Genomic DNA, 26,228 nt, shown 5'->3' on the forward strand with positions numbered 1-26,228 from the left:
TAAAGCGCCGCGTCGTCAGGCGCGACCAAGGTCGCACAGGCTTGGGGTGCTTGGGTTAAAACTCTGGTGATTGTCCGTACGGGCTTAGCCTGTTAGCGTGACGGGCCTGCGACTCTGTCCGTGGAGGGACCCTATGTTCAAGCCGCAATTGATTACCCTGCAACGCGGCGCGTTGCGCATCGAACCCATGGTCGATGCCGATATTCCTGCCCTGATCAGCCTGGCCGAAGCCAATCGCCAGGAACTGACCTATATGAACGGCACCCAGCGCCTGGATTGGTATCGCCAGGGCCTGCTCGATCAGCGCGAAGGCAAGGCCTTGGCCTTCGTCATTCGCCTGGGCGAGCAACTGGTCGGCACCACGCGCTTCGGCGATTTTATGAACATTCTGCCGGCCGCCGAGATCGGCTGGACCTGGCTGGACCACAGCCAGCACGGCACCGGCCTGAACGGCATGGTGAAATACCTGATGCTCAAGCATGCCTTCGAGCACTGGCAGATGGTCCGTGTGCAGCTGAAAACCGCCGCCAGCAACCTGCGTTCGCAGCGTGCCATTGAGAAGCTCGGTGCCGTGCGTGAAGGTGTGCTGCGCAACCACCGGCGCCTGGCCGACGGGCGCTTGGATGACAGCGTGCTCTACAGCATCACCGACCGTGACTGGCCGACCATCAAGCAGCAGCTGGAGGCGCGTTTCAGCGTTTGAATGATGGGGCAGGCTGGCGTCGAGCAGACACGCTTCTGGCAATCGCGCGAGTTGGACGGTGTGGAGTTGCTGCACGCCCACTATATCGAGCAGCGCTTTTCGCCCCATGTGCATGAAGGCTTCGTCTTCGCAGTAATCGAGCAGGGGGCCCATCGTTTCCAGCATCGCGGCAGCGAGCATCTGGCGCCGGCCGGCAGCATGATATTGATCAACCCGGACGAACTGCACTCTTGCTCCAAGGCCCATGAGCAGGGCTGGCAGTACCGTGCCTTCTACCCGGAGGTGGGGCAGGTTTGCGAGGTGCTGGCTGAGTTGGAGCTGGGGCGGGGCGGCCTACCAAGCTTTGCCGACAGCGTGTTGCATGACTCGCTGCTGGGCCAGACTTTCGCCGACTTGCATCGTTTACTGGAGAGTCCGGCCAGCGCCTTGCAGCAGCAGACCGCCTGGCGCGAGGCGATTCTGTTGTTATTCCAACGCCATGGGCGTCTGCCCGCAGGCCTCGCACCTGGCCATGAACCGCAGGCGGTGGCGCTGGCCAAGGAGTTGCTTGCCAGCCAGCTGGCCGCACCGCCTTCGCTGGAACACTTGGCTGCGGCGGTGGGTTTGTCGCCCTTTCATTTCGCCCGAGTATTTCGCCGCGCCACCGGCCTGCCGCCGCACACCTGGCTGATGCAGCGCCGTCTGGAGCAGGCCCGGAGCTTGCTGAAACAGGGTTGTGCGCCGCTAAGCGTGGCCATGCAGCTGGGCTTTGCCGACCAAAGCCATCTGAGCCGCCAGTTCAAGCAGGCTTATGGGGTTGCGCCGGGGCAGTATCGCAAGGCCAGCCTGGGCTTATCCCTTTGAGTCGCCCGGATGCAATCCGCGGAGGCGAATAGATCCCCCGGATGCATCCGGGCTACGGGCTGACGCTTCTATGCGCAAGATTGTTCAAGACTCACAGGCGGCGCTGCGGCAGGCTGTTGGCCTGGAGGAATAAGCATGAGCCGCTCGCATCACTTTCTGTATGGCTGCCGAGACAGCATCCCGATGATAGTCGGCATTCTGCCGTTCGGTCTTATCTATGGCGCGCTGGCCAGCCTGGCCGGACTCAGCCTGTGGCAGGCGCTGGGCATGTCGCTGCTGGTGTATGCCGGTTCGGCGCAATTTATCGCCATCAGCCTGCTGACCCTGGGCAGCGGCGCGGCGGTGATTCTGCTCACCACCTTTATCGTCAACCTGCGCCATGTGCTCTACAGCGCGGCCTTGCAACCCTATGTCGGCGGGCTGCCGCAACGCTGGCGCGTGCCCCTGGCCTTTGGCCTGACCGACGAGACCTTCGCCGTGGTGCAGCGCCGCTACCTGGCGCGCGGCATGGCCGAGCATGGCCAGTGGTATCACGCCGGAGTGGCCCTGGCGCTGTACCTGTCCTGGGTCTGCAGTTCGCTGGTGGGCGCAGTCTTTGGCCAGAGCGTGCCGAACCTGGCCGGCTGGGGCCTGGATTTCGCCATGCTGGCGACCTTTATCGGCATAGTGGTGCCGGTGCTGCGCAGCTCGCCGCAAATCGCCGCGGCGCTGGTGGCGGCGGCCGTGGCGCTGCTCTGTTATGCCTGGCCGTACAAGCTGGGGTTGATGGCGGCGGCGTTAAGCGGGATTGCCGTTGGCGTGGCGCTGGAGCGGCGTACAGTCACTGTGGCGGTCGAGGAGGGCGCGCGATGAATACCTGGCTGCTGATTCTCGGCATGGCACTGATCACCTTCCTGATCCGCTACAGCCTGTTCGCCTTGCCCGACCTGCGCTTCCCCCCGCTGGTGCGCCAGGGCCTGCATTACGTGCCCACGGCGGTGCTGACCGCCATAGTAGTGCCGGGCATGTTGATCCCCGATGGCCAGCACTGGGCCTTGACTATGCAAAATGCCTATCTGCTGGCCGGGCTGGCGACCATAGCCATAGCCGCGCTGACCCGCCATTTGCTGGCGACCATTGGCGGCGGCTTGCTGGTGTTCTTTGTGCTTCGTTGGTGGCTGGGCCAGTTGCCCCTGTAACGGCGCTGTTTTTGCTGAAAATGCGCGAAAAGGCCAGCTTTGCTGTGGCTTTGGGTGGCCGTCTTGCAGTCAAATGCTGGACGACCAGTTCGGCCACAGCACACAGGTACACGGACGATGACCCAACAATCCCAATTCGCGCTGCTGGGTAAAAAACGCTTCCTGCCGTTTTTCCTCACCCAATTGCTCGGCGCCTTCAACGACAACATCTTCAAGCAGTCGCTGATTCTCGCCATCCTGTTCAAACTCAACCTGGGCACGGACAAGGGCTTGCTGGTCAATCTCTGCGCCATGCTGTTTATCCTGCCGTTCTTCCTGTTTTCCGCCCTCGGTGGGCAGTTTGGCGAGAAGTTCGCCAAGGACTCGCTGATCCGCGTGATCAAGTTTGCCGAGATCATCATCATGCTGGTGGGGGCGACCGGGGTATTGCTGGGCAACCTGCCGCTGATGCTGCTGGTGCTGTTCGCCATGGGCACGCATTCCTCGCTATTCGGCCCGGTGAAGTACTCGATTCTGCCGCAGCACCTGCAAGAGCAGGAGCTGGTCGGCGGCAATGCCCTGGTGGAAATGGGCACCTTCCTGGCCATTCTCGCCGGCACCATTGGCGCCGGGATGATGATGGCCAGCAGTGCTTACGCCAGTTGGGTCGCCTCCTCCATTGTGCTGGTGGCGCTGCTCGGCTACCTGGCCAGCCGCGGCATTCCCCGGGCTGCAGCGGCCATGCCAGAGCTCAAGCTGGACTGGAATATCCTGCGCCAGTCCTGGCTGATCATGAAGCTGGGCCTGGGCCAGCGCCCGGCGGTGTCACGTTCCCTGGTGGGCAACTCCTGGTTCTGGTTTCTCGGCGCGGTGTACCTGACGCAGATTCCGGCCTATGCCAAGGAGTGGCTGTATGGTGATGAAAGCGTGGTGACGCTGATTCTCACGGTGTTCTCCTTGGGCATAGGCCTGGGGTCGATGCTGTGCGAGCGCATGAGCGGGCACAAGGTGGAAGTCGGCCTGGTGCCCTTCGGTTCCATGGGTTTGACCCTGTTCGGCATCCTGCTCTGGTGGCATTCCGGCGGCTTCCCCCAGGCGGCGGTGGCGCATGACTGGCTGGCGGTGCTGAGCCATGGCCAGGCCTGGTGGATTCTCGGTTCGATTATGGGCATCGGTCTGTTCGGCGGCTTTTACATAGTGCCGCTGTATGCCCTGATCCAGTCGCGCACCGTGGAGCACGAAAGGGCGCGGGTGATCGCCGCCAACAACATCCTCAATGCGCTGTTTATGGTGATCTCGGCGCTGGCCTCGATCCTGTTCCTGAGCCTGGCCAAGCTGTCGATTCCGCAGCTGTTTCTGGTCATCTCGCTGATGAATATCGCGGTCAACAGCTACATCTTCAAGATCGTCCCCGAATTCAGCATGCGCTTTCTTATCTGGCTGCTCAGTCACTCGATGTACCGGGTCGAGCACAAGGGCCTGGAGGCCATTCCCGATGAGGGCGCGGCGGTGCTGGTGTGCAACCACGTGTCCTTCGTCGATGCGCTGCTGATCGGCGGCGCGGTGCGCCGGCCGGTGCGTTTCGTCATGTACTACAAGATCTACAACCTGCCGGTGCTCAACTTTATCTTCCGCACCGCCGGCACCGTGCCGATTGCCGGGCGCAATGAAGATCTGCTGATCTACGACGCCGCCTTCAAGAAGATCGCCGAGTACCTGCGGGGTGGCGAGGTGGTGTGCCTCTTCCCGGAAGGCAAGTTGACCAGCGATGGCGAACTCAACGAGTTCAAGAGCGGGATCGAACGCATCATCGCGGAAAACCCGGTACCGGTGATTCCCATGGCATTGCAGGGGCTGTGGGGCAGCTTTTTCAGCCGCGATCCGCACAAGGGGTTGTTCAAGCGCCTATGGTCGCGGATTCAGCTGGTGGCCGGTCAACCGCTCGCCGCCGAAGTGGCCAAGCGCGAGCTGCTGCAAGCCCAGGTGGCGCAGCTGCGGGGGGATTGGCGTTAAGCCGCTGATCTAAGAAGGGCGGGCATAAACCGCCCGAACCATTGCAGTTGGGCTTTGTCGCCCAACCTACGCACCATCCGGTTCAATACATCGCTGGGGGATAGGCATAAAAAAGGCCAGTCGTATGACTGGCCTTTTTTACGTTCAGCTATTACTCAAGCGTTTTGCACATTGCCCGCAGGCAGCGGTTCACCGCGCAGGCCTATCACCTGGGGCAGCAACGAGCCGACCAGCATGCCGAAGGCGCTCAGCAGCAGGCCCACCAGTTGCGGTGGCCAGAAGTCGCTTTCCTGGTAGGTGAATTCCAGGCTCAGCCAGGACAGCAGGCCGAAGGCGATGGCCAGCAGTGCGCCTTGGGTGGTGGCGCGTTTCCAGAACAGACCCGCGATCAAAGGCACCGAGGCGGCCACCAGGGTCACCTTGTAGGCGCTGCCCACCATCTCGTAGATGCTGGCATCGGAGTACAGGGCGAAGGTCGCGGTGATGACGGCGCAGGCGACAATGGTCAGACGCATGGCCTTGAGAAATTCGCGGTCGTTCATGTTCGGGCGAAAGCGCTTGAGCACGTTCTCGGTAAAGGTCACCGAGGGCGCCAGCAGCGTGCCGGAGGCGGTGGACATGATGGCCGACAGCAGCGCGCCGAAGAACAATACCTGGGCGAATACCGGCGTGCGCTCCATGATCAGGCTCGGCAGAATGATCTGCGGATCCTCGACCAGCAGTCGCTTGACCATCTCGGGATCGATCATCGAGGCGGCGTAGGTAAGGAAGATCGGCAGCATGCAGAAGCTCAGGTAGAAGACCCCGCCGGCAATGGTGCCGCGCGCTGCGATTTTCTCGGTTTTCGCCGACATGATCCGGGCGTACACGTCCTGCTGCGGAATGGAGCCGAGCATCATGGTCAGCGCGGCGCCGATAAAGGCGACTATATCCTTGGCATCCAGGCTACCGATAAAGCTGAACTTGCCGTCGCTGGCCGCCTGGGCGATGACTTTCTGCGGGCCGCCGGCCATGTCGCCGATCAGCCAGGTCAGATAGCCCAGGCCGACCACGATAATCGCCATCTGGAAGGTATCGGTCAGCGCCACCGACCACATGCCGCCGTACAGGGTGTAGACCAGCACTATCGCGGTGCCGATTAGCATGCCCTGGGTAGTGCTGATGGAGCCGTCGGACAGTACGTTGAACACCACCCCAAGTGCGGTAAGTTGGGCGGCGATCCAGCCCAGGTAGGAGGCCATGATCACCAGGCTGGTCAGCAGTTCGACATGCGGGCCGAAGCGTTTGCGGAAGAAGTCGCCGAGGGTCAGCAGATTCATGCGGTACAGCTTGCGGGCGAAAATAAAGCCCACCAGCATCAGGCAACCGAAGGAGCCGAAGGGGTCTTCAACTATCCCGGCAAAACCTTCTTGGATAAAAGTAGCCGGAATGCCCAATACGGCTTCCGAGCCAAACCAGGTGGCAAACACCATCGCCATCACTATCGGGAACGACATGCTGCGCCCGCCGGCAGCGAAGTCTTTTGAGTTATGCACGCGCGTCGAAGCGTAGATACCAATACCTACTGTGACCAGCAGGTAACCCACAACAAACCAGATCAGCATGTGTTTTTGTTCCAGTGGCTCTGGCCTGCCGGGGGTTCGCCGGCTTGCACAAGGCAATCCGAACAGAACGACGCGACAGGCGACAAATTGTTGTTTTGGTTGATGGGTCAGCCACACTGGCTGCCAGGAAAGCCGATGGGCTGCCCGGTAGCCAGGCGATTTGCCTGACACCACGGTCGCGCAGTCTGCCAATCTCGTAAAATATGTCAAACAAATACGACGAATTGATCGGTTAAAAATTACAGGCGGGGTTAGTGCGATGACCTTATTGTTAAGTAAGCTACTGATTTATAACGAAGTTAAAATTAGTCTTGTGAGTAGGTAGTTTTTTATTTTCAACACTGCTGTGCCCTTTCTTGCAGGCGCTAAATCGCATCCGCGCAACCCGGGTTGGCGACCGCAGCAGTGCCGCGCCTGGCGTGGAAAATGCGCCGGGGCGGGTAGGCCAACTGGCAGCTATCCAGATGGGCGCGTTGGAGGCCTTAGCGGCCGAACGGGCTGAGCCGGTGCAGGCTATTCGCCGAAAATGCTCGGCTGTTCGCCGCGTGTTTGTCGCAGTGCCAAGGCTCGGCCTCGGCTTGCGGTATTGGGGTGGTGCACTAAAAAGCCTACCAATGGGCGGGCTTCTAGTGTCAGCGATTGGGTTCGTCCGCAGTCTTTGTGGCGCTTTAGTGGCTGAGCTTAAGGCCGAGCAGGCCGCAGATAATCAGCGCCACGCTGGCCAGGCGGATCAGCGCCATGGACTCGCCAAACAGGATGATCCCGGCGATCACCGTGCCTATGGCGCCGATGCCGGTCCAGATCGCGTAAGCGGTGCCCAGGGGTAATTGCTTCATGGCCAGGCCCAGCAGGAGCAGGCTGACGAGCATGGCGGCGACTGTCAGTAAGCTGGGGATGGGGCGGGAGAAGCCGTCGGTGTACTTCAGCCCGACAGCCCAGGCGACCTCGAACAGGCCGGCGAAAAACAGAATGATCCAAGACATTGCGAGCTCCAGAGCGGCAGGGTAGGGGCCGTCCCCGGATGCTCACTCAGCGAGTGGTGAGGTCGTCCTCACGCCGTGCAGTATTTTGCACATTGGCCTGAACAAGGCAAGCGGCCCGGGATAGCTGGCGGGTTCCCGGGCGCTCGCGCCGCAGTAGATTTTAGATGCCCTGAGGAATTTCTTCGCCGCCCAGGGCTTCGAACAGGGCCGGGAGGAATTCGACCAGGGTCAGCATCATCAGGGTGAAGCTGGCGTCCTGCTGGCCGAGGGCATCGTCGCCGCCGTCCTGTTCGGCCTGGTCCTGCAGTAGGTCCTCAAAGCGCAGGCGCTTGACCACCAGCTTGTCGTCCAGCACGAAGGACAGTTTGTCCTGCCAGGCCAGGGACAGTTGGGTCACTTGCTTGCCCGAGGTCATGTGCAGCTGGATTTCATCGCTGGTCAGGTCCTGGCGCTTGCAGCGCACCACGCCACCGTCTTCGTGAGTGTCGCGCAACTCGCATTCGTCCAGCACATGGAAGTCGGCGGCGGCCTTCTGCGCCTTGACCCAATCGGTCAGAGTCGCGCTCGGGGCTATCTTCACGGTCAGCGGGCGCACCGGCAGCGAGCCGATGGCTTCGCGCAGGGTGGACAGCAGGTCTTCGGCGCGCTTGGGGCTGGAGGCATCGACCAGGATCAGGCCCTGCTTCGGTGCGATGGCGGCGAAGGTGGCGGATTTGCGGATAAAGGCGCGCGGCAGGAAAGTCTGCACTATTTCGTCTTTCAGCTGATCGCGTTCCTTCTTGTAGACCTTGCGCATCTGCTCGGCTTCGATCTCATCGACCTTGTCCTTCAGCGCATCGCGTACCACGCTGCCGGGCAGAATGCGTTCTTCCTTGCGCGCGGCGATCAGCAGGAAATCACCGCTGACATGCACCAGCGGCGCATCGCCACCTTTGCCGAAGGGCGCGACAAAGCCGTAGGTGCTGAGTTCCTGGCTGGCGCACGAACGGGCCGGTTTGGCGGCCAGGGCAGCCTCTAAGGCCTCGGAGTCGAAGGGGATGTTCTGGGTGAGGCGATAAACCAGCAGGTTACGAAACCACATAAGGGGATGACTCTCCATTAACAGGCCTGCCCTGCGGCAGGCAGCATAAGCTTTCAGCGCCTGGTTCCAGTCCAGAACCAGGGGTGCAGATCGGTGAGATGCGCTGCTCGGCTTGCACGTTGCATTCGGGGGCGCATTATTCCCCTGCTTGCTGCTCGAGGCCAAGTCTGCGCTAAGCCATTGCTGTGTCGATAAAAAATATTTAAATCAGGACTTGCCAAGGTCTGGATGGCTGTCTAGAATGCGCCCCACTTCGAGAGTGAAGGGTGATTAGCTCAGCTGGGAGAGCATCTGCCTTACAAGCAGAGGGTCGGCGGTTCGATCCCGTCATCACCCACCAACTCGCCTTCGAGGTTACGCGCAGCGGTAGTTCAGTCGGTTAGAATACCGGCCTGTCACGCCGGGGGTCGCGGGTTCGAGTCCCGTCCGCTGCGCCATTTTTATCCTCGCTTCACCTCCCCTGTGACACTTCGCAACACCTCCTCAAAATCTTCCGCTCAATTCAGCTAAACATCTGAACTTATACGCATTTTCTGTCTCCTAACACGGTAGCCAGTGATCGCGGCAGCCTGCTAAGCTCGCGCCTTCACACGATATCGACAGCCCTAGGGCGCAGCGGACAAGGAACAAGCATGAAACAGCATCGTTTAGCAGCGGCGGTCGCCCTGGTGGGTTTGGTTCTCGCCGGTTGTGATTCGCAAACCAGCAAAGTCACCCTGGAAACCCCGGCGCAGAAGGCTTCCTATGGTATTGGCCTGAATATGGGCAAGAGCCTGGCGCAAGAAGGCATGGATGACCTGGATTCGAACGCCGTGGCTCAAGGCATCGAAGACGCCATCGGCAAGAAAGAACAGCGCCTGAAAGACGAAGAGCTGATCGAAGCCTTTGCCTTCCTGCAAAAGCGTGCCGAAGAGCGCATGGTTACTCTGAATAAAGAGTCGGCCGAGGCCGGCAAGAAATTCCTCGCAGACAACGCCAAGCGTGAAGGTGTGACCACTACCGCTTCCGGCCTGCAGTACGAAGTGGTGCAGAAAGCCGAAGGCGCCCAGCCGAAAGCGACCGACGTGGTGACAGTTCACTACGAAGGCAAGCTGACCGATGGCAAGGTATTCGACAGCTCGGTCGAACGCGGCAGCCCAATCGATCTGCCGGTCAGCGGCGTGATTCCGGGTTGGATCGAAGGCCTGCAGTTGATGCATGTCGGCGAGAAGTACAAGTTCTATATCCCGAGCGAGCTGGCCTATGGCGAGCAAAGCCCGACTCCGGCCATTCCGGCCAACTCGGTGCTGGTGTTCGATCTGGAGCTGATTGCGATTAAAGACGCCGCCGCTGCCGCAGACACTGCACAGTAATTTTCCCGCGGTACAAGCAACGCCCCGTTTCGACGGGGCGTTGTCGTTTCTGGCGCCGATAAAGCGCAACATGGGCTTGACTGAGCGGTCTTAAAAGCACTGCAGGGCTGCCTGGCTGTTACGGTTATGCACATTTCCCATAATGGCTGTCGAGGGTTACGGGAAACGTCTTATAAAAACCATTTGTTATTTTTAACATATTGATTTATATGAGATTTTAAGTGCTGGATAAAAAATGCCCGATCTGTGGCGAGGCCGCATGGGCTGGGCGTTTGGCTGGCTTATGGATAATCTGTTCACAAGGTTATCCACAGCTTTAGTGGATAACCCAGGCGGGCCCAGCAAGCACGCGGGATTGACGAGATAGGGCGATGATCGAAGCGAAAAATTTCTCGCGTTACCTGATTTTGGCACGGCGTTTCCTCAGCGCTGGGCGCTTACCCGCATTGCTTCTGGCGGTGGCGCGTAAGCGCGAGCAGAGCGGGCAATCCCTGGCCGCGCTACGCGCGGATCTCGGCCTGTTGCAGAGTCTCTGCATCGCTTGGTGGCGGGGCGAATACCGGGCAATCAGTGGGCAGGCGTTACTGGCGATTGTGGCCGCCTTGCTGTACTTCGTAACACCCTTGGATGCGTTACCGGATTGGTTGCCGGTAGCAGGCTTTATCGATGACCTGGCAGTGCTGGCCTGGGTAATACGCAGCTGGCGTGCGGAGCTTGGCGCTTTTCAGGCTTGGCGAGCGGCCCAGACGCCCGAGGCGCTGCGGTTGATTGAGCGTCTGCCATTGGACGGGAATGAATAAGCAAACATCCAGGGGGCCGATCAGCCCTGATGTTCAGCTGTTATCGAGCATCTGGCTGATGCTGCCCGTGTCGCGCAGCTCCTGCAGAACCTTATCCAGGCGTTCGGCGCTGACAGGCAGCGTTGGGCCGTAGGTGCAGTGCATGTCGTAGCGTTGGATCACCCAGGGGCTGAATTGCAGGGGCGCAGCCGGACCTTGGGCCAATTGGAAGTTGATTGGCCGGCGCATATCGATGATCGCGTCCAGGCGTTGTTTTTTCAGCAGGTTCAGGCTGGTCTTGAGGTCGCGGACATCCTGTCGGGTCACCTGATGGTTGGCGAAGGCAGCCATCAGTGGGACGCTGTAGACATAGCCCAGCTGAGTGCCGAGGACCTTGCCATAGAGATCATCCAGGCTGCCGATGGGGGCTTGCTGGCGATGCTGCAGGAGCACGTCTTCCTCTTCGTAGAGCGGAGGGGACCAGTGATAGCGCAGCGGCTCGGCCATCCACTGCGGATTGTTATTGCAGATCACATGGATATGCCCGCGCTGCATAAACTCTTCGACGCGCTTGTTCGGCGTTTCCACGAAGTGGACAGCCAGCCCCAGGCGTTGGCTGGTCTCTTGACCCAATTGGTAGATAAAACCGCCGCGCAGCTGCTGGTCGACCACATCGACATAGGGCATGCCGTCGGCAGTGGCAAAGCCCCAGCGCAACTCCTGCGCGTTGCAGCAGGCCGCGCTGCAGGCCACTAACACGAATATCAATGCACGCAACGCACAGCCCTCGGCTGGGTGGGGCAACGTCTGGGCAGTATAGAACACCCGCTTTACCCCGACGGACTGTTAAGATGGCGGCCTGTACTGAGAGACTGTGAAACAACTCTCGCCCGCAGCGAGCGCTTCCAGGCACCCGCTGCGGGCGTAGCGCAGCCTTGCCGCGATCGACTGGAAATACTCTGGTCACGGAGTTCGATTTTTCACAGGCTCTGAGCCGGATAAGACAGTTGCTGGGCCCTGTGGTCGCTATTCCCGCCCTGTAAACGGCGCGCCCAGTAGTTCGCATGGAGATTTACCGATGAATGTGCAAGTGATCGAGCGCGATGGCGAGCCGGAGTATGCGGTGCTGCCCTGGGCGCAGTATCAGGCGTTGTTGCAGGCGGCTGGACGTCCGCCCGTAGTCGTCACAGAGGTGGTGGACGCACCTAAGCCGGCCCTGAGCCAGTTGACGGCCCTGCGTGAGGCCAAAGGCCTGAGCGCCGAGCAGCTGGCGCGCAATGTGGGGATCAGCCCGCATTACCTGGGGATGATCGAGAGCGGCGAGCGTCAGCCGGATGCGGCCATTCAGCGGGCCTTGGCCTGGCATCTGGGTGTGGATGGTTGGGAGTTGCAGCCTTGAGCGTGAGTATCAGTCGCCACCACTGGCAAGCCCTGCTCGCCGAACTTGAGGATGCCCAGCGGCAACGTCATCTGTTGACCTACCGCGCCCTGATCGAACGCTTGTCCCTGCCCACGCCGGCCCTGCAAACCCTGGCCGCGGCCCTGGAGCATCTGGCGGCCCTGGATGCGCGTGCCGAACGACCATTGCGCAGTGCCCTGGTCATCAGTCAGGGCGCCAGCCGTTTGCCGCGTACCGGCTTCTTCGACTGTGTCACCCGCCTGGGCCGCTTTACCGGGGCTTCCGACGGTATCGCCGCGGCATCCTGGCATGCCGCCGAAGTGGCGCGGGTATTCGAGTTCCGCTACCCCGAGGAGGGCTAGATGCTCTGGCCGCTGCGCGCGCGCTTGAGTTATGCCCTGGCCCGGCGCCTGTTTCACTGGGCCTGGCTGGTGCGCCAACCGCGTGCCTGGCGCTGGCTGGAGGGGCAGTTCGCGCGCATGGCCAATCTGGGCGATGTGGGGGCGCAAAGCTTCTACGGGCATATCCTGTTGTTTCGCGGCCAGGGACTCGGCGCGCGTGAGGAGGGCATGCGCCTGCTCGGTCTGGCCGCCAAGGCCGGTGACGGCAAAGCGGCCTATCAATTGGGCGCTCTGAGTCTGGCTGGCGATACCCGGCATGCGCCGGATGCGCAACAGGCTGTCCTGTGGTGGACCCTGGCGGCGCAGGCTGCCCATCCGCTGGCGGCGCAGCGCCTGGCCGGGCTTTACCTTGATGGAGCTGTCGGCGTGCCAGCCGATCCGGCACTGGCGGCGCACTTTTCCGCTCGGGCGAGCGAGCTCAGCGGGATCTGAACCGCTGAGCCTCGGGGCTGGTTCAGGCTGCCGAAAGCGTCTGGGTATCGATGATATGCAGGCTGTAACCCGGGATCGCCTTGGCATGCCGCTTGGCTTCCGAGGCCAGGCCCGCCAGTTGGTTGGCATCCAGCTGCGCGCATTGCTCGGCGCGCAGGCGCACCACGCCCAGTGACAGCGACAGCAGAGCGAACTCCTGGCGCTTGCCCTTGCGGTCATGGGCGACAAAGCAGCCCGCGTCCAGATCCTCGTCACGATAGAAGCGCCGGCACTGGCTTTGAAAATCCTCCAGCAGGCGATTGAGCCGGGCGCGCCAGTCGGCTGAATTCAACACCAAGAGAAAGTCATCGCCGCCAATATGGCCGACGAAGTCCCGGGCGGGGTCGACCCGCTCATTCAGGCATTGCGCCAGGCTGAGCAGCACCTCATCGCCTTTGGCGTAGCCGTAGATGTCGTTGAACGGCTTGAAGTTGTCGATATCCACATAGCAGATCACCGCGTCCCGATTCTGTTGCAGCAGGCGGGTCAGGCACTGCTGAATCGGCACGTTGCCGGGCAGCAGGGTCAAGGGGTTGGCATGGCGTGCCTGCTGGATCTTCAGTTCGGTGATCAGCTTGAGGACATCGATCACCCGGCCCAGGCCCAGATAGCGACCGTCCTGGGTAATGATGAAGTCTTCTTCGATGCGTTGTCGGGCGCGGTTGGTGAGCAGGCGGCTGACCTGCTGCAGCGACTGATTCGACTCGACCGCGAGAAAATCATCGCTCATCAGTCGGCTGATCGGCTTGCGGGCGAACAGCTCGGTGGCAAAGGGCTTTAGCAGCACCTCGGAAAGCGAATGGCGGTGCACTATGCCCACCGCTTGCTGCGCCTCGTTGAGAACGGCCAGGGAGTTGAGGCTGGCTTGGGCGCGGAAGATTTCCAGCACCTCGGCGGTCGGCGTGCTCAGCGCCACCGCGCGCTGTGGGTTGAGCAGACCGCGCAGGTCGCTGCTTTCCTCGCTCAGGCTGTTGCTCAGGCTGCCGGGGGCCGGCAGCAGGCTGCTGGCATCCCGCGGCGGCTGCTCTTGCGGGCGGCAGAGCAGGTAGCCCTGGAGCAGGTCTACGCCCATTTCCGCGAGCACCGCGAGCTCTTCGGGCAGCTCGATGCCTTCGGCTATCACCTGGGCGCGGGAGGCTTTGGCCATTTTCAGAATGGAGCCGACGAACTCGCGTTTGACCGCATCCAGGTGGATGCCATCGATAAAGTGGCGGTCGATCTTCACGTAGTCCGGGCGCAGTTCCGACCACAGGCGCAGGCTGGAGTAGCCGGCGCCCAGATCGTCCAGGGCGATGGAGAAGCCCATGGCGCGGTAGTGGTGCAGGGCGGTGTCGAGCAGGGCAAAGTCGTGGGTGGGCGATTGCTCGGTCAGCTCGATCACCACCTGGCTCGGCGGAATGCCCAGGGACTGCAGCAGTTGCAGGGTGCGGCCGGGTTGGTGCCTGGGCTCCAGCAGGGATTCGGGGGAGACGTTGAGAAACAGCTTGCCCGCAAGCTTCTGTTGGCTGAAACGCAGACAGGCATTCTTGCGGCAGAGCAGTTCCAGTTCGCTCAGGCGGCCGGCATGGCGGGCCACGGCGAACAGGTTGAGCGGCGAGTGCAGGGCGCCACTGGACGGCCCGCGGCTGAGGGCTTCGTAGCCGAGAATGCGCCGCTCGGAGAGGCAAACTATGGGTTGAAACAGGCTGTGCAGGTCGCCGTGGGCGAGGATGTGGTCCAGCGCGCTCAACTGCTCGGTGACGGTCATGACGGGTCTCTGTGGGCATAAAAAACGAGGACTGGTAGCGCTACCAGTCCTCGCATTTCACGACAGTTTGATGACCCTTTGATGACCAGGGCTCCGCTGGCCTAAGGTTAAGACAGACTCAGGCCAGCGGAGCGTGGCCCTTACTGCTTGGCCAGGCGGGTATTCAGCCCCAGGTAGTCGAGCAGGATACGTCCGCTTTCGGCGAGGTAGGCGTCATCTTCCGGCTTGGTTTTCTCATCCTCAACCGGCAGCTCATCCTCGTCTTCTTCCTTGAGCTTGCTCAGCAGCTCTTCGCCCTTGGCCTGGCGACGACTGTTCTCGATGGCCAGTTGCTGCCCTTCGATATCGCTCTGCTGCGCGCGGCGCTTGCTTTCATTGAGGCTGACGGTGGTTTCTTGCATCAGCTTCTGCGCCAGTTGCAGGCGTTTGCGGGCGAAGGTGAAGTCCGGGTTCTGCGCCGTGCGATTTTCGTAACGCGCCTGCAGTTCCACCAGGAAGGGTTTGATCGGGTCCAGCTCGGGTTTGATCGCCGGCTTGATACTGTCCCACGGCAGGGCCTCAGGCAGGGCGCTTTCGCCGATTTCCTTGGTGTCCATATTGTCCGGGTACTGGATATCCGGAATCACCCCCTGGTGCTGGGTGCTCTGCCCGGAAACCCGGTAGAACTTGGCCAGGGTCAGCTTCAGTTCGCCATGGTTGAGCGGCTGGATGGTTTGCACCGTGCCCTTGCCGAAGGTCTGGCCTCCGAGAATCAGGGCGCGGTGATAGTCCTGCATGGCACCGGCAAAGATCTCCGAGGCCGAGGCGGACAGGCGATTGACCAGCACCGCCAGGGGGCCTTTGTAGTAGATGCCGGCGTTTTCGTCGGCCAGTACATCGACCCGGCCGTCGCTGTTGCGTACCAACACGGTCGGACCCTGGTCGATAAACAGGCCGGTCAGTTCGGTGGCTTCCTGCAGGGAGCCGCCGCCGTTGTTGCGCAGATCGATGACCACGCCGTCGACCTTGTCCTTCTCCAGCTCGCCGAGCAGGCGTTTGACGTCGCGGGTGGTGCTGGTGTAGTTGGGGTCGCCAGCGCGGAAGGCCTTGAAGTCCAGGTAGAAGGCGGGCACTTCGATGACCCCGAGTGTGTAGTCGCGGCCTTCATGCTTGAGCTTGAGCAGCGACTTCTTGGCGGCCTGCTCTTCCAACTTGACCGCTTCGCGGGTGATGGCCACCACCTTGCTGGTTTGGTCATTGGGCGCATTGCTGGCTGGAATCACTTCCAGGCGCACCTGGGAGCCTTTCGGGCCGCGAATCAGCTTGACCACTTCATCCAGGCGCCAGCCGATCACGTCGACCATTTCCTTGTCGCCCTGGGCCACGCCGATGATCTTGTCCGCCGGCGCGATCTGCTTGCTCTTTTCCGCCGGGCCGGCCGGTACCAGGCGCACCACCTTGACGTGTTCGTTATCGTTCTGCAGCACCGCGCCAATACCTTCCAGCGACAGGCTCATATTGATATCGAAGTTCTCCGCATTATCCGGGGAGAGGTAGGTGGTATGCGGGTCGTAGGACATGGCGAAGGCATTGATATACGCCTGGAACACGTCCTCGCCACGGGTTTGCTGCAGGCGCGCCTGCTGGTTCTTGTAGCGTTTGATCAGCAGTTCCTGAATGGCCTTGGGTTCTTTTCCGGCGATTTTCAGGCGCAGCACTTCATCTTTCACCCGTTTGCGCCAGAGGCTGTCCAGTTCGGCGCTATCTTTCGCCCAGGGCGCATTCTCGCGGTCGATCAGCAGGCTTTCATCGACGCTGAAATCGAGGTTGTCGACCCCTTCTTCGAGTAGGTTCAGGGCAAACTGCAGGCGCCCCTGCAGGCGTTCCAGATGACGCGTGTAGATGGCGAAGCCCGGCTGCATGTCGCCGTTTTTCAGCAGGTCATCGAAGCGCGTGCTCCATTGATCGAACTCGGCGATATCGGCGGCGGTGAAGTAGCTGCGCGAGGGGTCGAGCATCTTCAGGTAGCCCTGATAGATCTTCACCGAGCGCTCGTCATTCAGCGGCGGCTTGTTGTAGTGGTGGCGCTTCAACAGCTCGACCACGTTGAGGCTGGCAATCACTTGCTCGCGGTCCGGCTGCAGGTATTCCCAGGACTCGCTGCCGGTGGTATTTGCCGCCAGCGGCAAGGCACTCAGCGCGACGGAGAAGGCGAGGGTGAGGCTAAGCAGGGATCGCTTCATGCAGATTCGACGTGTAGGCAGTTGATAACGCATATTAGACCGTCTTTAAGGGCGCCAGATTCCATCGGCGCAATGCAAAAACCCTGCGCTCAGCGCCGGGCTAGGTTCAAATGCACTATGGAGGCAGCGTGAAGGCATTGCAAGGCGTTGAAGGCCGTGTGGAGTGGGCGCAGCAGTCCGCCCCGGTCTGTGATGTAGGGGAAATTCGCATTCGCGTGGCGGCAGCCGGGCTGAATCGCGCCGACCTGTTGCAGCGCGCCGGGCTCTACCCACCACCGCCTGGGGCCAGCGCGGTGCTGGGCCTGGAGTGCGCCGGTGTGGTCAGCGAAGTGGGCGCCGGCTGCAATTGGCAGATCGGTGATCGGGTCTGTGCGCTGCTCGCCGGTGGCGGTCTAGCCGAAGAGGTGGTGGTCGATGCCCGCCACGCGCTGCCGATTCCCGCTGGCGTGACGTTGCATGAAGCCGCGGCGCTGCCGGAGGTGTACGCCACGGCCTGGCTCAATCTGTTCCAGCTGGCCGGCCTCAGACCGGGGCAGAAGGTCCTGCTGCATGCCGGTGCCAGCGGCGTGGGTTCGGCGGCCATCCAGCTGTGCCGGGCCTTTGGCAACCCGTGCTGGGTCAGCGTTGGCTCCCCGGAGCGTCTGGCCTACTGCGAAGCCTTGGGCGCCCAGGGTGGTGTGCTGCGCGGCGAGGAACAGCTGCAGGCCTTGCGCGATTTCGGCCCCTTCGATGTGATTCTCGACCCGGTAGGCGGCAACTACGCCGCGCTCAATCTGCAGCTGCTGGCCCAGGACGGGCGCTGGGTGAATATCGGCTTGATGGGCGGGCGCCAGGCGGAGCTGGATTTTGGCTTGCTGCTGGGCAAGCGCATCCAACTGATCGGCTCGACCCTGCGCAACCGTGATGAGCAGTTCAAGGCCGATCTGCTGCACGATCTGCAGCAATTCGTCTGGCCGCTGTTTGCCGAAGGGCGGCTCAAACCGCAGTTGCAGCGCAGTTTCCCGATCGAGGACGCCGAAGCGGCCTTCGCCGAACTGGCCAGCAACCAGGTCAATGGCAAGCTGGTGTTGGTGATAGACCCAAGCCTGAGCTGAGGCTGATGTTTTGTGTAGGGTCCGGTGCGCCGGGTCCTGCATGCGGCTTTTTTGATTTTGCTAACTAATTGATTTTCAAGTTCTTCTGCTGGGTACGATTGAGCCAGCTAATTACAGCCATGGCTTCAATCAATAAGGTTTTTTGAAGGCGCACGGGTAGGCTTCCTCGGGTCAAGTTTTCAACCACCCCGAGGAGTTACTCGATGTCCTATATCAACAGCGAAGTTAAGCCGTTCAAAGCCACTGCCTACCATCAGGGCCAATTCGTCGAAGTGAGCGAAGCCAACCTGAAGGGCAAATGGTCCGTGGTGTTCTTCTACCCGGCCGACTTCACCTTCGTCTGCCCGACCGAGCTGGGCGACCTGGCGGACAACTACGCCGCATTCCAGAAGCTGGGCGTGGAGATCTACGGTGTGTCCACCGACACCCACTTCACCCACAAGGCCTGGCATGACACGTCCGACACCATCGGCAAGATCCAGTACCCACTGATCGGCGACCCCACCGGCACCATCACCCGCAACTTCGGCGTGATGATCGAAGAGGCTGGCCTGGCCGACCGCGGCACCTTCGTGATCGACCCTGAGGGCAAGATCCAGATAGTCGAAATCAACGCCGGCGGCATTGGTCGTGACGCCCAGGAACTGCTGCGCAAGGTCAAGGCCGCTCAGTACGTGGCTTCCCACCCGGGCGAAGTCTGCCCGGCCAAGTGGAAGGAAGGTGAGGCCACTCTGGCTCCCTCGCTTGATCTCGTAGGTAAGATTTAATTCTTACTGGTTCCCGCACTTCCGGGCTGTAACCCAGCCCTTCTAGTGCCCGACGCCCGGGCGCGATCCGTTCGGGCGTTTTTGTTGCCGAATTTTGTCTGTGAGGAGTTTTCGCCATGTTGGACGCCACGCTTAAAGCCCAATTGAAGGCCTATCTGGAAAAGGTCACCCAGCCGTTCGAGATCGTCGCGTCCCTCGATGACAGCGCGAAATCCCAGGAGCTGCTGGACCTGCTCAATGACATCGTCAGCCTGAGCGACAAAATCGCTCTGCGTAGCGATGGCGACGATGCTCGCCGTCCATCCTTTGCTCTGCATCGTCCCGGGGCGGATATCGGCCTGCGCTTCGCCGGCATCCCCATGGGCCACGAATTCACCTCGCTGGTGTTGGCGCTGCTGCAGGTCGGCGGCCACCCCTCCAAGCTTGAGGCCGATCTGATCGAACAGGTCAAAGGCGTCGAGGGCCAGTTCAGCTTCGAAACCTATTTCTCCCTTTCCTGCCAGAACTGCCCTGACGTGGTTCAGGCGCTGAACCTGATGGCGGTGCTCAACCCCAATATTCGCCACGTGGCCATCGACGGCGCGCTGTTCCAGGCCGAAGTCGAGGAACGCCAAATCATGTCGGTGCCGAGCATTTATCTGAACGGCGAACTGTTCGGCCAGGGCCGTATGGGTGTGGAAGAAATCCTCGCCAAGATCGACACAGGTGCTAGTGCCCGGGATGCCGAGAAGCTCAAAGCCAAGGCCGCTTTCGATGTGCTGGTGGTCGGCGGTGGCCCGGCTGGCGCCGCCGCGGCTATCTATGCTGCGCGCAAAGGCATTCGCACCGGCGTGGCGGCCGAGCGTTTCGGCGGCCAGGTGCTGGACACCATGGCCATCGAGAACTTTATCTCGGTGCAGGAAACCGAAGGGCCGAAGCTGGCCCGCGCCCTGGAAGAGCACGTCAAACAGTACGAGGTCGACATTATCAATCTGCAGCGCGCCACTGCCCTGATCCCGGCGCAGGGCGAGGGCGGTTTGCATGAGGTCAGGTTCGACAGCGGTGCCTCGCTTAAGGCCAAGACCCTGATCCTGGCCACCGGCGCCCGCTGGCGCGAGATGAAGGTGCCCGGCGAGCAGCACTACCGCGGCAAGGGCGTGGCCTACTGCCCGCACTGCGACGGCCCGCTGTTCAAGGGCAAACGAGTGGCGGTGATAGGGGGCGGTAACTCAGGGGTGGAAGCGGCCATCGACCTGGCCGGGATAGTCGCCCAGGTCAGCCTGATCGAGTTCGACAACCAACTGCGCGCCGATGCGGTGTTGCAGAAGAAGCTGAACAGCCTGCCAAACGTCAGCATCATCAAGAGCGCGCTGACCACCGAAGTGCTGGGCGATGGCCAGAAGGTCAGCGCGCTGGTCTATAAGGACCGTACTAATGACGAACTGCGCACCATCGAGTTGGAAGGCATCTTCGTGCAGATCGGCTTGCTGCCCAACAGCGATTGGCTGAAGGGGGTGATCGAGCTGTCGCCGCGCGGCGAGATCATAGTCGATGCCAAGGGCGGCACCAATGTGCCGGGCATCTTCGCCGCGGGCGACGTCACCACGGTGCCCTACAAGCAGATCGTTATCGCAGTGGGCGAGGGGGCCAAGGCGTCGCTCAGCGCCTTCGACCACCTGATCCGCACCAACTGATGATCTCAGCGCTTCTGCGCTAAACAGCAACGGACAACCTTAACGGGTTGTCCGTTTTTTTATGCCTGGCGTTTGCCTGGGTTGCGCTGGATGGCTCTGATAGCCTGTCGATAGTTTTTATTATGGTCGACATACAATATTTATATTATATTCGTAATTCTATTGGGCGCACTATACCAACAGACAAAGTCACACCCAGGTTGAATCCAGGAGACACGCAATGAGCAAGCAAAACGACCAAGGCACTGCACTGATCACTGGCGCCTCATCCGGCATCGGCGCCACCTACGCCGAACGCCTGGCGCGGCGCGGTTATGACCTGCTGTTGGTGGCCCGCGATCTGCCGCGTCTTGAGGCTCTAGCCGGACGCTTGAGCCAGGAATACGGGGTGAAGGTCGAGGTGCTCAAAGCCGACCTGACCGCCAAGGCCGATCTGCTGGCGGTAGAGCAACGCCTGCGCAGTGACGCTGCCGTCAGCCTGTTGGTCAACAATGCGGGCATGGCGATGAATGGCAGCTTGGCCGAGGCGGATATGGACAGGGCCGAGAGCATGATCCTGCTCAATGTCGTGGCGTTGACCCGGCTGTCTGCTGCGGCCGCCGCCAACTTCGGCGCGGCGGGGCGCGGGGCGATCATCAATCTTGCCTCGGTGGTGGCCCTTTCCCCGGAGATGTTCAACGCCGTCTACAGCGCGACCAAGGCCTATGTGCTGAGCCTGAGCCAGACCCTGCACGGCGAAATCGGCAAGCTCGGTGTGCAGGTGCAGGCGGTGTTGCCGGGCATTACCCGCACCGAAATCTGGGAGCGCAGCGGCATGGATGAATCGGCGCTGCCACCGAGCATGATCATGGAGGTCGGTGAGATGGTCGATGCCGCCTTGGCCGGCTTCGATCAGGGCGAGTTGGTGACCATTCCTTCGCTGCCGGATGCCGCCGATTGGGCCGAGTTGGTCAACGCACGGGCCAAGCTGGGGCCGAACCTGTCCCGCAGCAGTGCGGCGGCGCGCTACAAGTCGTAGATAGCCAATGGCATGGAGAAGCGCCCCTGTCGATAACGCCAGGGGCGCTTTTTTATAGGCGCAGGTTTAACCCTTGGTCTGCTCTATTAGCAGCTCGCGTGCGCTTGTCAGCAAGTGTTCGGCCAGTTCGGGATCGCTGACGCTGCGCGCCAGCAGCAAGGTGCCAACCAGAGCCGAGAGTACCAGCACGCTTTGCCTGGCGGCGTCTGCGCCGGGCAAGCCGGCTTCGATCATGGCCAGGCGGCTTTTCACCACCTCGTCGGTAATGGGGCTGGCTTGCCCGCGTTGACCCAGTTCGGCGGACATCGTCGGCAGTGGGCAGCCGGCCCCCGGGTTCGCGCGGTGAGCATCGGACAGGTAGCTGGCAATCAGACCGGCCAGCGGCTCTGGCCCGGCCTGGATCTTGGCGGTGACCTGATCCAGCTCCTGCGCCGCCTGGCGCAGGGCGGTCGCTACCAGTTCGTCCTTGGATTTGAAGTGCGCATAAAAGCCACCATGGGTCAGCCCCAGGGTTTTCATCAGTGGCTGCAGCCCGGTAGCGCCTACGCCGTCACGGCGAAACAAACGGGACGCCTCATCGATGATACGTTGATGGGTCTGGGCTTTATGGTCTTCTGAATAGCGCATGGGGCTCCCTGGGGCTGGCGACAGGCTTTAGATGCTGGATGTCATCTTACACCCAGGCTTGCCCTCTAGTCCGCGACCGCTTCGAGCAGGGTGGCGACCCCCTGACCGCCGGCTATGCACTGGGTGGCGATGGCGTAGCGCCCACCCGTGCGCCGCAGCAGGGTCGCGGCTTTGCCGGTGATGCGCGCGCCGGTCGCGCCGAGCGGATGACCGAGGGCCAGGGCGCCGCCGTCGAGATTGACCTTGGCCATGTCCAGGCCCAGTTCGCGCACGCAGGCGATGGACTGGCTGGCGAAGGCTTCGTTGATTTCCACCAGGTCGATGTCCTCGATGCTCAGGCCGGCGCGTTGCAGCACCTTGCGCGTGGCGACCACCGGGCCCATGCCCATGATCTCCGGCGCGCACCCACCGACGGCGACGGTCTTGATGCGGGCAAAGATCTGCAGCTGGTGACGGCGGGCGAAGGCCTCGCTGCACACCAGCAGCGCGGCGCTGCCATCGGTGAGTGGTGAGGCGGTGCCGGCGGTCACTGTGCCGCCGAAGGCCGGTTTGAGTTGCGCCAGGGCGTCGAGGTGAGTGCCGGGGCGGATACAGCCGTCTGCGCTGACCAGCCCGGCCGGGGTTTCGATCGGCACTATCTCGTCGACGAACAAGCCGCGTTCGTGGGCGCTGGCGGCCTTGGCATGGGACTCGACGGCCATGGCGTCCTGCTCATGGCGGCTGACGTTAAAGCGCTCGGCGACCTTCTCCGCGGTGTGGCCCATGGTCATGTAGACCTGGGGGAAACTGCCCAGCAGCGTCGGGTTGGGCGAGATATTAAAGCCGCCCATGGGCACCCGGGTCATCGACTCGACGCCTGCGCAGATAAAGGCCTCACCGGCGCCGAGCTGGATCTGCCCAGCGGCGAAGTGTACGGCGGTCATCGATGAGCCGCAGAAACGGTTGACCGTGACGCCGCCGAGGGTTTCCGGGAAGCCGGCGCGGAAGCTGGCGATACGGGCGATATTCATGCCTTGCTCGGCTTCCGGGTAAGCGCAGCCCATGATCACGTCTTCGATTTCTTTGGGGTCGAGATCGAGCTTTGCCATCAGGCCTCTGAGGGTCTGCGCGGCCAGATCGTCCGGGCGGATATCGACCAAGCCGCCTTTCTTGGCGAAGTGGAAAGGCGAGCGAGCAAAACCGGCGATGACTATTGAGTGCATGACAGTGCCTCCAGGGCTTTGGCGATAAGTGGTAGGGCTGAGCCTTATTAAATTATAGACATAATTTAATAATTTATATTATGGTCGAAATATAAATGGTTGGCGAGTCCTGCGCCGATCACTGAAGACAGGAGCCACCTTATGCCCACCTCTCAATCAGCGTCCCGTACCCTGTTGCTGATCCTGGTCACCCTCACCGCGCTGGGGGAAATCTCTACCCAGTTGATTATCCCCAGCCTGGGCACCATCGAACTGGTGCTGTCGGCCCGAGCGGGTAGTAGTTTGTTGGCGCTGTCGGCCTTCGTCGCCGCGTTCGGCCTCGGCCAACTGCTTCTGGGGCCGCTGTCCGACCGCATCGGCCGCCGTCCGGTGCTGATCGCCGGCTTGCTGGTCTACCTGCTGGCCACGCTGTGGATGCTCGCGGCCAGCAGCATGGGCGAATTTATCGCCGCCCGCGTGCTGCAAGGTCTGGGTGCCTGCGCCGCCCTGGTGCTGGCGCGCGCCATAGTGCGCGACGTGTGGCAGGCACAAGCGGGGCCGGCGCTGGCCTTGACGGTGATCGGCATGCTCTGCGCGATCGCCTTGTCGCCGATGATAGGGGGCGTGCTGATGCTATATGGCGGCTGGCGGGCGCCGATTCTGCTGGCTTTATTGATCGGTCTCGGCGCCGTGCTGGCGGTGCTGGGCCTGTACCGTGAAAGCAACCGGCAACTCGATCCCCAGGCCGGGCAGCTGAAGACCTTGGCCAACAACTATGCCGATCTGCTCAAGGCCCGCTCATTCCGCGCCTTCGCCCTGACCCTGGCCTGCACCTACGGCGCCATGTTCGCGGTGATCGCCGGTTCTTCCGCGGTGTATATCGGCTTGCTCGGGCTGAGTTCGGCGCAATACGGCATCACCTTCGGCTCCATAGTCTCCGGGCTGATCGCCGGCGCCTGGTTTACCCAACGGCGGATCATGCGCCTGGGCGCGGAGAAGATAGTCGGCATCGGGGTTGGCCTGGTCGCCACGGGCGCGCTTCTCACCGTGCTGGTGTATCAGTACGTTGGCTTGTCCGTGCTCGGCCTGTCCTTGCCCCAGGTGCTGGTGACCCTGGGCGGCGGCATGCTGCTACCGGCCGCGGTGGCGGGTGCGGTGCTACCCAATGCCCAGCGCGCCGGGTTGGCGGCGGGGTTTATGGGCTTTGCGCAGATGGCCGGGGCAACCTGCAGCGGGCTGTTGCTGAGCCTGCTGCAGGATGGCACGGCCTGGCCTATGGTCATTCTCCATGGGCTGTTTGCCGGCGCGGCGTTCGCCGCCTTTCACCTGCTGCGCCAGCGGCCGCTGGCGAGCCCGGCCTTGGCCAGCCCCAAGCTTCCATAAACCTGCAGGAGTGTTTTGATGAGCAGCTATGACGTGGTGATAGTCGGCGGTGGCCCGGGCGGCTACAACGCCGCCATTCGCGCCGGACAATTGGGGTTGAAGGTGGCCTGCATCGAGGGTCGCGACACCCTCGGCGGCACCTGCCTGAATGTCGGTTGCATGCCGTCGAAGGCGCTGTTGCACGCCTCGGAACTGTACGAGGCGGCGCTGGGTGGCGAGTTGCGCAACCTGGGCATCGAAGTCGAACCTAAGCTCAACCTGACGCAGATGATGAAGCAGAAGGATGAGAGCGTGGCGGCCCTGACCAAGGGTATCGAGTTTCTGTTTCGCAAGAACAAGGTCGAGTGGATCAAGGGCTGGGGCCGCCTGAACGGTCCGGGCAAGGTAACGGTAAGCCTGTCCGATGGCAGCCAGCGCGAACTGCAGGCCAAGGACATCGTCATAGCCACAGGTTCCGAACCCACGCCGCTGCCGGGAGTGCATATCGACAACCAGCGCATCCTCGATTCCACCGGCGCGTTGGCGCTGCCCGAGGTGCCCAAGCACTTGGTGGTGATAGGCGCCGGGGTGATAGGCCTGGAGCTGGGCTCGGTGTGGCGGCGTTTGGGCAGCCAGGTGACGGTGGTGGAGTACCTCGAGCGCATCTGTCCGGGACTCGACGATGAAACCGCCAAGACCTTGCAGCGCACTCTCAGCAAACAGGGCATGAGCTTTAAGCTCGGCACCAAGGTGACTGCCGCCACGAGCGGCGCCAAGGGCGTAACCCTCAGCCTGGAGCCTGCAGCCGGTGGCGAGGCCGAGCAGCTGCAGGTCGATTACGTGCTGGTCGCCATAGGTCGGCGCCCCTATACCGCAAACCTGGGGCTGGAAACCGTGGGGCTCGCCACGGACAAGCGCGGCATGCTGGACAACCAGCAGCACCGCAGCAGCGTGCCCGGCATCTGGGTGATCGGTGATCTGACCTCTGGACCCATGCTGGCGCACAAGGCCGAAGACGAGGCCATCGCCTGTATCGAGCGCATCGCCGGGCACGCCGCCGAGGTCAATTACGGGGCCATTCCCGCGGTCATCTACACCAAGCCGGAAGTCGCCACGGTTGGCCAGACCGAGGAGCAGCTAAAGGCCATGGGGCGGGCCTACAAGGTTGGCAAGTTTCCCTTTAGCGCCAATAGCCGGGCGAAGATCAATCACGAGACCGAAGGCTTCGTCAAAGTGCTGGCCGATGCGCACAGCGACCAGATTCTCGGCGTGCATATCATAGGCCCCAGCGCCGGCGAGCTGATCGGCGAATACTGCGTGGCCCTGGAGTTCAGTGCCTCGGCCGAGGACATAGCGCTGATCTGCCATCCGCACCCGACCCGTTCGGAAGCCCTGCGCCAGGCGGCGATGAATCTGCATGGTTGGGCCATGCAAGCCTAAGGTGCTGGCGCGGCTTGGTTGCCAGCGCCGAAGCGCTCTAGCTGCATTTCCTGCAACCGGCTAAGGGTGCGGCGAAAGGCAAAGCTTAGGTAACCCTCGCAGTAGAGTTCAGCGAGGGGCACCTGGGCTTCAATATAGAGCGGCACCCGACGGTCGTAGCACTCATCCACCAGGGCGATAAAGCGCCGCACGCTGTCGTCCTTGATCGACAACGCCGGCAGCTGGCGGTCGCCGGCCTGCATCCGCTCCACGCCATCTTCGGTGCCGCGGGCGATTTTCGCCTCACGTTGCGGGCTGCTCAGGTTCGACAC

General features: G+C 61.9%; 25 protein-coding genes and 2 tRNA genes. 18 read left to right on the top strand and 9 right to left on the bottom strand.

Annotated features, from left to right (window positions below; genetic code table 11):
- Nucleotides 1–133 precede the first annotated feature (133 nt).
- The 5 genes from Q8Q83_RS02605 (at nt 134) to Q8Q83_RS02625 (ending at nt 4,716) form a co-directional block, all read left to right on the top strand.
- Entirely contained in the window at nt 134–703 is a 570-nt protein-coding gene (locus Q8Q83_RS02605; RefSeq protein ID WP_305620880.1) for a GNAT family N-acetyltransferase, read from the top strand.
- A complete protein-coding gene (locus Q8Q83_RS02610; protein ID WP_371132350.1) occupies nt 704–1,546 on the top strand; it encodes an AraC family ligand binding domain-containing protein in 843 nt (280 codons plus the stop codon).
- Nucleotides 1,547–1,681: 135 nt separating this feature from the next.
- Nucleotides 1,682–2,398: an AzlC family ABC transporter permease gene (locus Q8Q83_RS02615; RefSeq protein WP_305620882.1), complete on the top strand. Its 717-nt coding sequence runs from the start codon at nt 1,682–1,684 to the stop codon at nt 2,396–2,398.
- Nucleotides 2,395–2,724, top strand: a complete 330-nt coding sequence (locus Q8Q83_RS02620; protein WP_305620884.1) for an AzlD domain-containing protein — start codon at nt 2,395–2,397, stop codon at nt 2,722–2,724. Before Q8Q83_RS02615 ends, Q8Q83_RS02620 begins: the two co-directional genes overlap by 4 nt.
- A gap of 117 nt (nt 2,725–2,841) precedes the next feature.
- Nucleotides 2,842–4,716, top strand: coding sequence for an MFS transporter (locus tag Q8Q83_RS02625; protein ID WP_305620885.1), 1,875 nt, complete (start codon nt 2,842–2,844; stop codon nt 4,714–4,716).
- A 155-nt stretch (nt 4,717–4,871) separates the two neighbouring features.
- Here Q8Q83_RS02625 and Q8Q83_RS02630 read toward each other — a convergent pair whose 3' ends face one another.
- The 3 genes from Q8Q83_RS02630 to rdgC all read right to left on the bottom strand — a co-directional run bounded on the left by Q8Q83_RS02630 (nt 4,872) and on the right by rdgC (nt 8,384).
- Nucleotides 4,872–6,320: a sodium:solute symporter family protein gene (locus tag Q8Q83_RS02630; protein ID WP_305620887.1), complete on the bottom strand. Its 1,449-nt coding sequence runs from the start codon at nt 6,318–6,320 to the stop codon at nt 4,872–4,874.
- Nucleotides 6,321–6,988: 668 nt separating this feature from the next.
- Nucleotides 6,989–7,303 carry a quaternary ammonium compound efflux SMR transporter SugE gene (gene sugE / locus Q8Q83_RS02635; RefSeq protein WP_305620889.1) on the bottom strand — a complete coding sequence of 105 codons (315 nt, stop codon included), beginning with the start codon at nt 7,301–7,303 and terminating at the stop codon, nt 6,989–6,991.
- 160 nt (nt 7,304–7,463) lie between these two features.
- Nucleotides 7,464–8,384, bottom strand: a complete 921-nt coding sequence (gene rdgC / locus Q8Q83_RS02640) for a recombination-associated protein RdgC (RefSeq protein ID WP_305620891.1) — start codon at nt 8,382–8,384, stop codon at nt 7,464–7,466.
- A 264-nt stretch (nt 8,385–8,648) separates the two neighbouring features.
- Here rdgC and Q8Q83_RS02645 point away from each other — a divergent pair.
- The 4 genes from Q8Q83_RS02645 (at nt 8,649) to Q8Q83_RS02660 (ending at nt 10,536) form a co-directional block, all read left to right on the top strand.
- Nucleotides 8,649–8,724, top strand: a tRNA-Val gene (locus tag Q8Q83_RS02645).
- Between the two features lie 20 nt (nt 8,725–8,744).
- A tRNA-Asp gene (locus Q8Q83_RS02650) sits at nt 8,745–8,821 on the top strand.
- Nucleotides 8,822–9,016: 195 nt separating this feature from the next.
- Entirely contained in the window at nt 9,017–9,736 is a 720-nt protein-coding gene (locus Q8Q83_RS02655; RefSeq protein ID WP_305620893.1) for an FKBP-type peptidyl-prolyl cis-trans isomerase, read from the top strand.
- A gap of 371 nt (nt 9,737–10,107) precedes the next feature.
- Nucleotides 10,108–10,536 carry a YkvA family protein gene (locus tag Q8Q83_RS02660; protein ID WP_305620895.1) on the top strand — a complete coding sequence of 143 codons (429 nt, stop codon included), beginning with the start codon at nt 10,108–10,110 and terminating at the stop codon, nt 10,534–10,536.
- A 33-nt stretch (nt 10,537–10,569) separates the two neighbouring features.
- On the opposite strand, the gene Q8Q83_RS02665 is transcribed toward Q8Q83_RS02660, so the two are convergent.
- A complete protein-coding gene (locus Q8Q83_RS02665; RefSeq protein WP_371132351.1) occupies nt 10,570–11,202 on the bottom strand; it encodes a substrate-binding periplasmic protein in 633 nt (210 codons plus the stop codon).
- Nucleotides 11,203–11,593: 391 nt separating this feature from the next.
- On the opposite strand from Q8Q83_RS02665, the gene Q8Q83_RS02670 reads away from it, so the two are divergent.
- The 3 genes from Q8Q83_RS02670 to Q8Q83_RS02680 are packed head-to-tail and all read left to right on the top strand — an operon-like array spanning nt 11,594 to nt 12,747.
- Nucleotides 11,594–11,914: a helix-turn-helix transcriptional regulator gene (locus Q8Q83_RS02670; protein ID WP_305620898.1), complete on the top strand. Its 321-nt coding sequence runs from the start codon at nt 11,594–11,596 to the stop codon at nt 11,912–11,914.
- Nucleotides 11,911–12,276 (top strand): hypothetical protein, encoded by a 366-nt coding sequence (locus Q8Q83_RS02675; RefSeq protein WP_305620900.1) that lies wholly within the window; start codon nt 11,911–11,913, stop codon nt 12,274–12,276. Before Q8Q83_RS02670 ends, Q8Q83_RS02675 begins: the two co-directional genes overlap by 4 nt.
- Nucleotides 12,277–12,747 carry a sel1 repeat family protein gene (locus Q8Q83_RS02680; protein ID WP_305620902.1) on the top strand — a complete coding sequence of 157 codons (471 nt, stop codon included), beginning with the start codon at nt 12,277–12,279 and terminating at the stop codon, nt 12,745–12,747.
- A gap of 22 nt (nt 12,748–12,769) precedes the next feature.
- On the opposite strand, the gene Q8Q83_RS02685 is transcribed toward Q8Q83_RS02680, so the two are convergent.
- Complete coding sequence (locus tag Q8Q83_RS02685) at nt 12,770–14,533, bottom strand: bifunctional diguanylate cyclase/phosphodiesterase (RefSeq protein ID WP_305620903.1); 1,764 nt, start codon at nt 14,531–14,533, stop codon at nt 12,770–12,772.
- Between the two features lie 140 nt (nt 14,534–14,673).
- Entirely contained in the window at nt 14,674–16,755 is a 2,082-nt protein-coding gene (locus Q8Q83_RS02690; RefSeq protein WP_305620904.1) for a carboxy terminal-processing peptidase, read from the bottom strand.
- 128 nt (nt 16,756–16,883) lie between these two features.
- Between Q8Q83_RS02690 and Q8Q83_RS02695 the strand changes: the two genes are divergently transcribed.
- From Q8Q83_RS02695 to Q8Q83_RS02710, 4 genes are all read left to right on the top strand, one after another.
- Nucleotides 16,884–17,849: an NAD(P)H-quinone oxidoreductase gene (locus tag Q8Q83_RS02695; protein WP_305620906.1), complete on the top strand. Its 966-nt coding sequence runs from the start codon at nt 16,884–16,886 to the stop codon at nt 17,847–17,849.
- A 203-nt stretch (nt 17,850–18,052) separates the two neighbouring features.
- Nucleotides 18,053–18,616, top strand: a complete 564-nt coding sequence (gene ahpC, locus Q8Q83_RS02700) for an alkyl hydroperoxide reductase subunit C (RefSeq protein WP_305620907.1) — start codon at nt 18,053–18,055, stop codon at nt 18,614–18,616.
- Nucleotides 18,617–18,732: 116 nt separating this feature from the next.
- The gene (gene ahpF, locus Q8Q83_RS02705) at nt 18,733–20,289 is read left to right on the top strand and encodes an alkyl hydroperoxide reductase subunit F (protein ID WP_305620909.1); all 1,557 of its coding nucleotides are present in this window, start codon (nt 18,733–18,735) and stop codon (nt 20,287–20,289) included.
- A gap of 220 nt (nt 20,290–20,509) precedes the next feature.
- Nucleotides 20,510–21,307, top strand: a complete 798-nt coding sequence (locus tag Q8Q83_RS02710) for an SDR family oxidoreductase (protein WP_305620911.1) — start codon at nt 20,510–20,512, stop codon at nt 21,305–21,307.
- Between the two features lie 66 nt (nt 21,308–21,373).
- On the opposite strand, the gene Q8Q83_RS02715 is transcribed toward Q8Q83_RS02710, so the two are convergent.
- Both Q8Q83_RS02715 and Q8Q83_RS02720 read right to left on the bottom strand, forming a co-directional pair.
- Complete coding sequence (locus tag Q8Q83_RS02715) at nt 21,374–21,934, bottom strand: TetR/AcrR family transcriptional regulator (protein ID WP_305620912.1); 561 nt, start codon at nt 21,932–21,934, stop codon at nt 21,374–21,376.
- Between the two features lie 65 nt (nt 21,935–21,999).
- The gene (locus Q8Q83_RS02720) at nt 22,000–23,136 is read right to left on the bottom strand and encodes a thiolase family protein (RefSeq protein ID WP_305620914.1); all 1,137 of its coding nucleotides are present in this window, start codon (nt 23,134–23,136) and stop codon (nt 22,000–22,002) included.
- Between the two features lie 141 nt (nt 23,137–23,277).
- Between Q8Q83_RS02720 and Q8Q83_RS02725 the strand changes: the two genes are divergently transcribed.
- The gene (locus tag Q8Q83_RS02725; RefSeq protein ID WP_305620915.1) at nt 23,278–24,498 is read left to right on the top strand and encodes an MFS transporter; all 1,221 of its coding nucleotides are present in this window, start codon (nt 23,278–23,280) and stop codon (nt 24,496–24,498) included.
- A gap of 15 nt (nt 24,499–24,513) precedes the next feature.
- Complete coding sequence (gene lpdA / locus Q8Q83_RS02730) at nt 24,514–25,917, top strand: dihydrolipoyl dehydrogenase (RefSeq protein WP_305620916.1); 1,404 nt, start codon at nt 24,514–24,516, stop codon at nt 25,915–25,917.
- Here lpdA and zapE read toward each other — a convergent pair.
- Nucleotides 25,914–26,228, bottom strand: a 315-nt coding sequence (zapE, locus tag Q8Q83_RS02735; RefSeq protein ID WP_305620917.1) for an AFG1/ZapE family ATPase, incomplete at its 5' end; no start/stop codon positions are given. The two genes, lpdA and zapE, sit on opposite strands and share 4 nt — an antisense overlap.

It is taken from the genome of Pseudomonas sp. (assembly GCF_030696055.1).
Lineage (GTDB): Bacteria > Pseudomonadota > Gammaproteobacteria > Pseudomonadales > Pseudomonadaceae > Aquipseudomonas.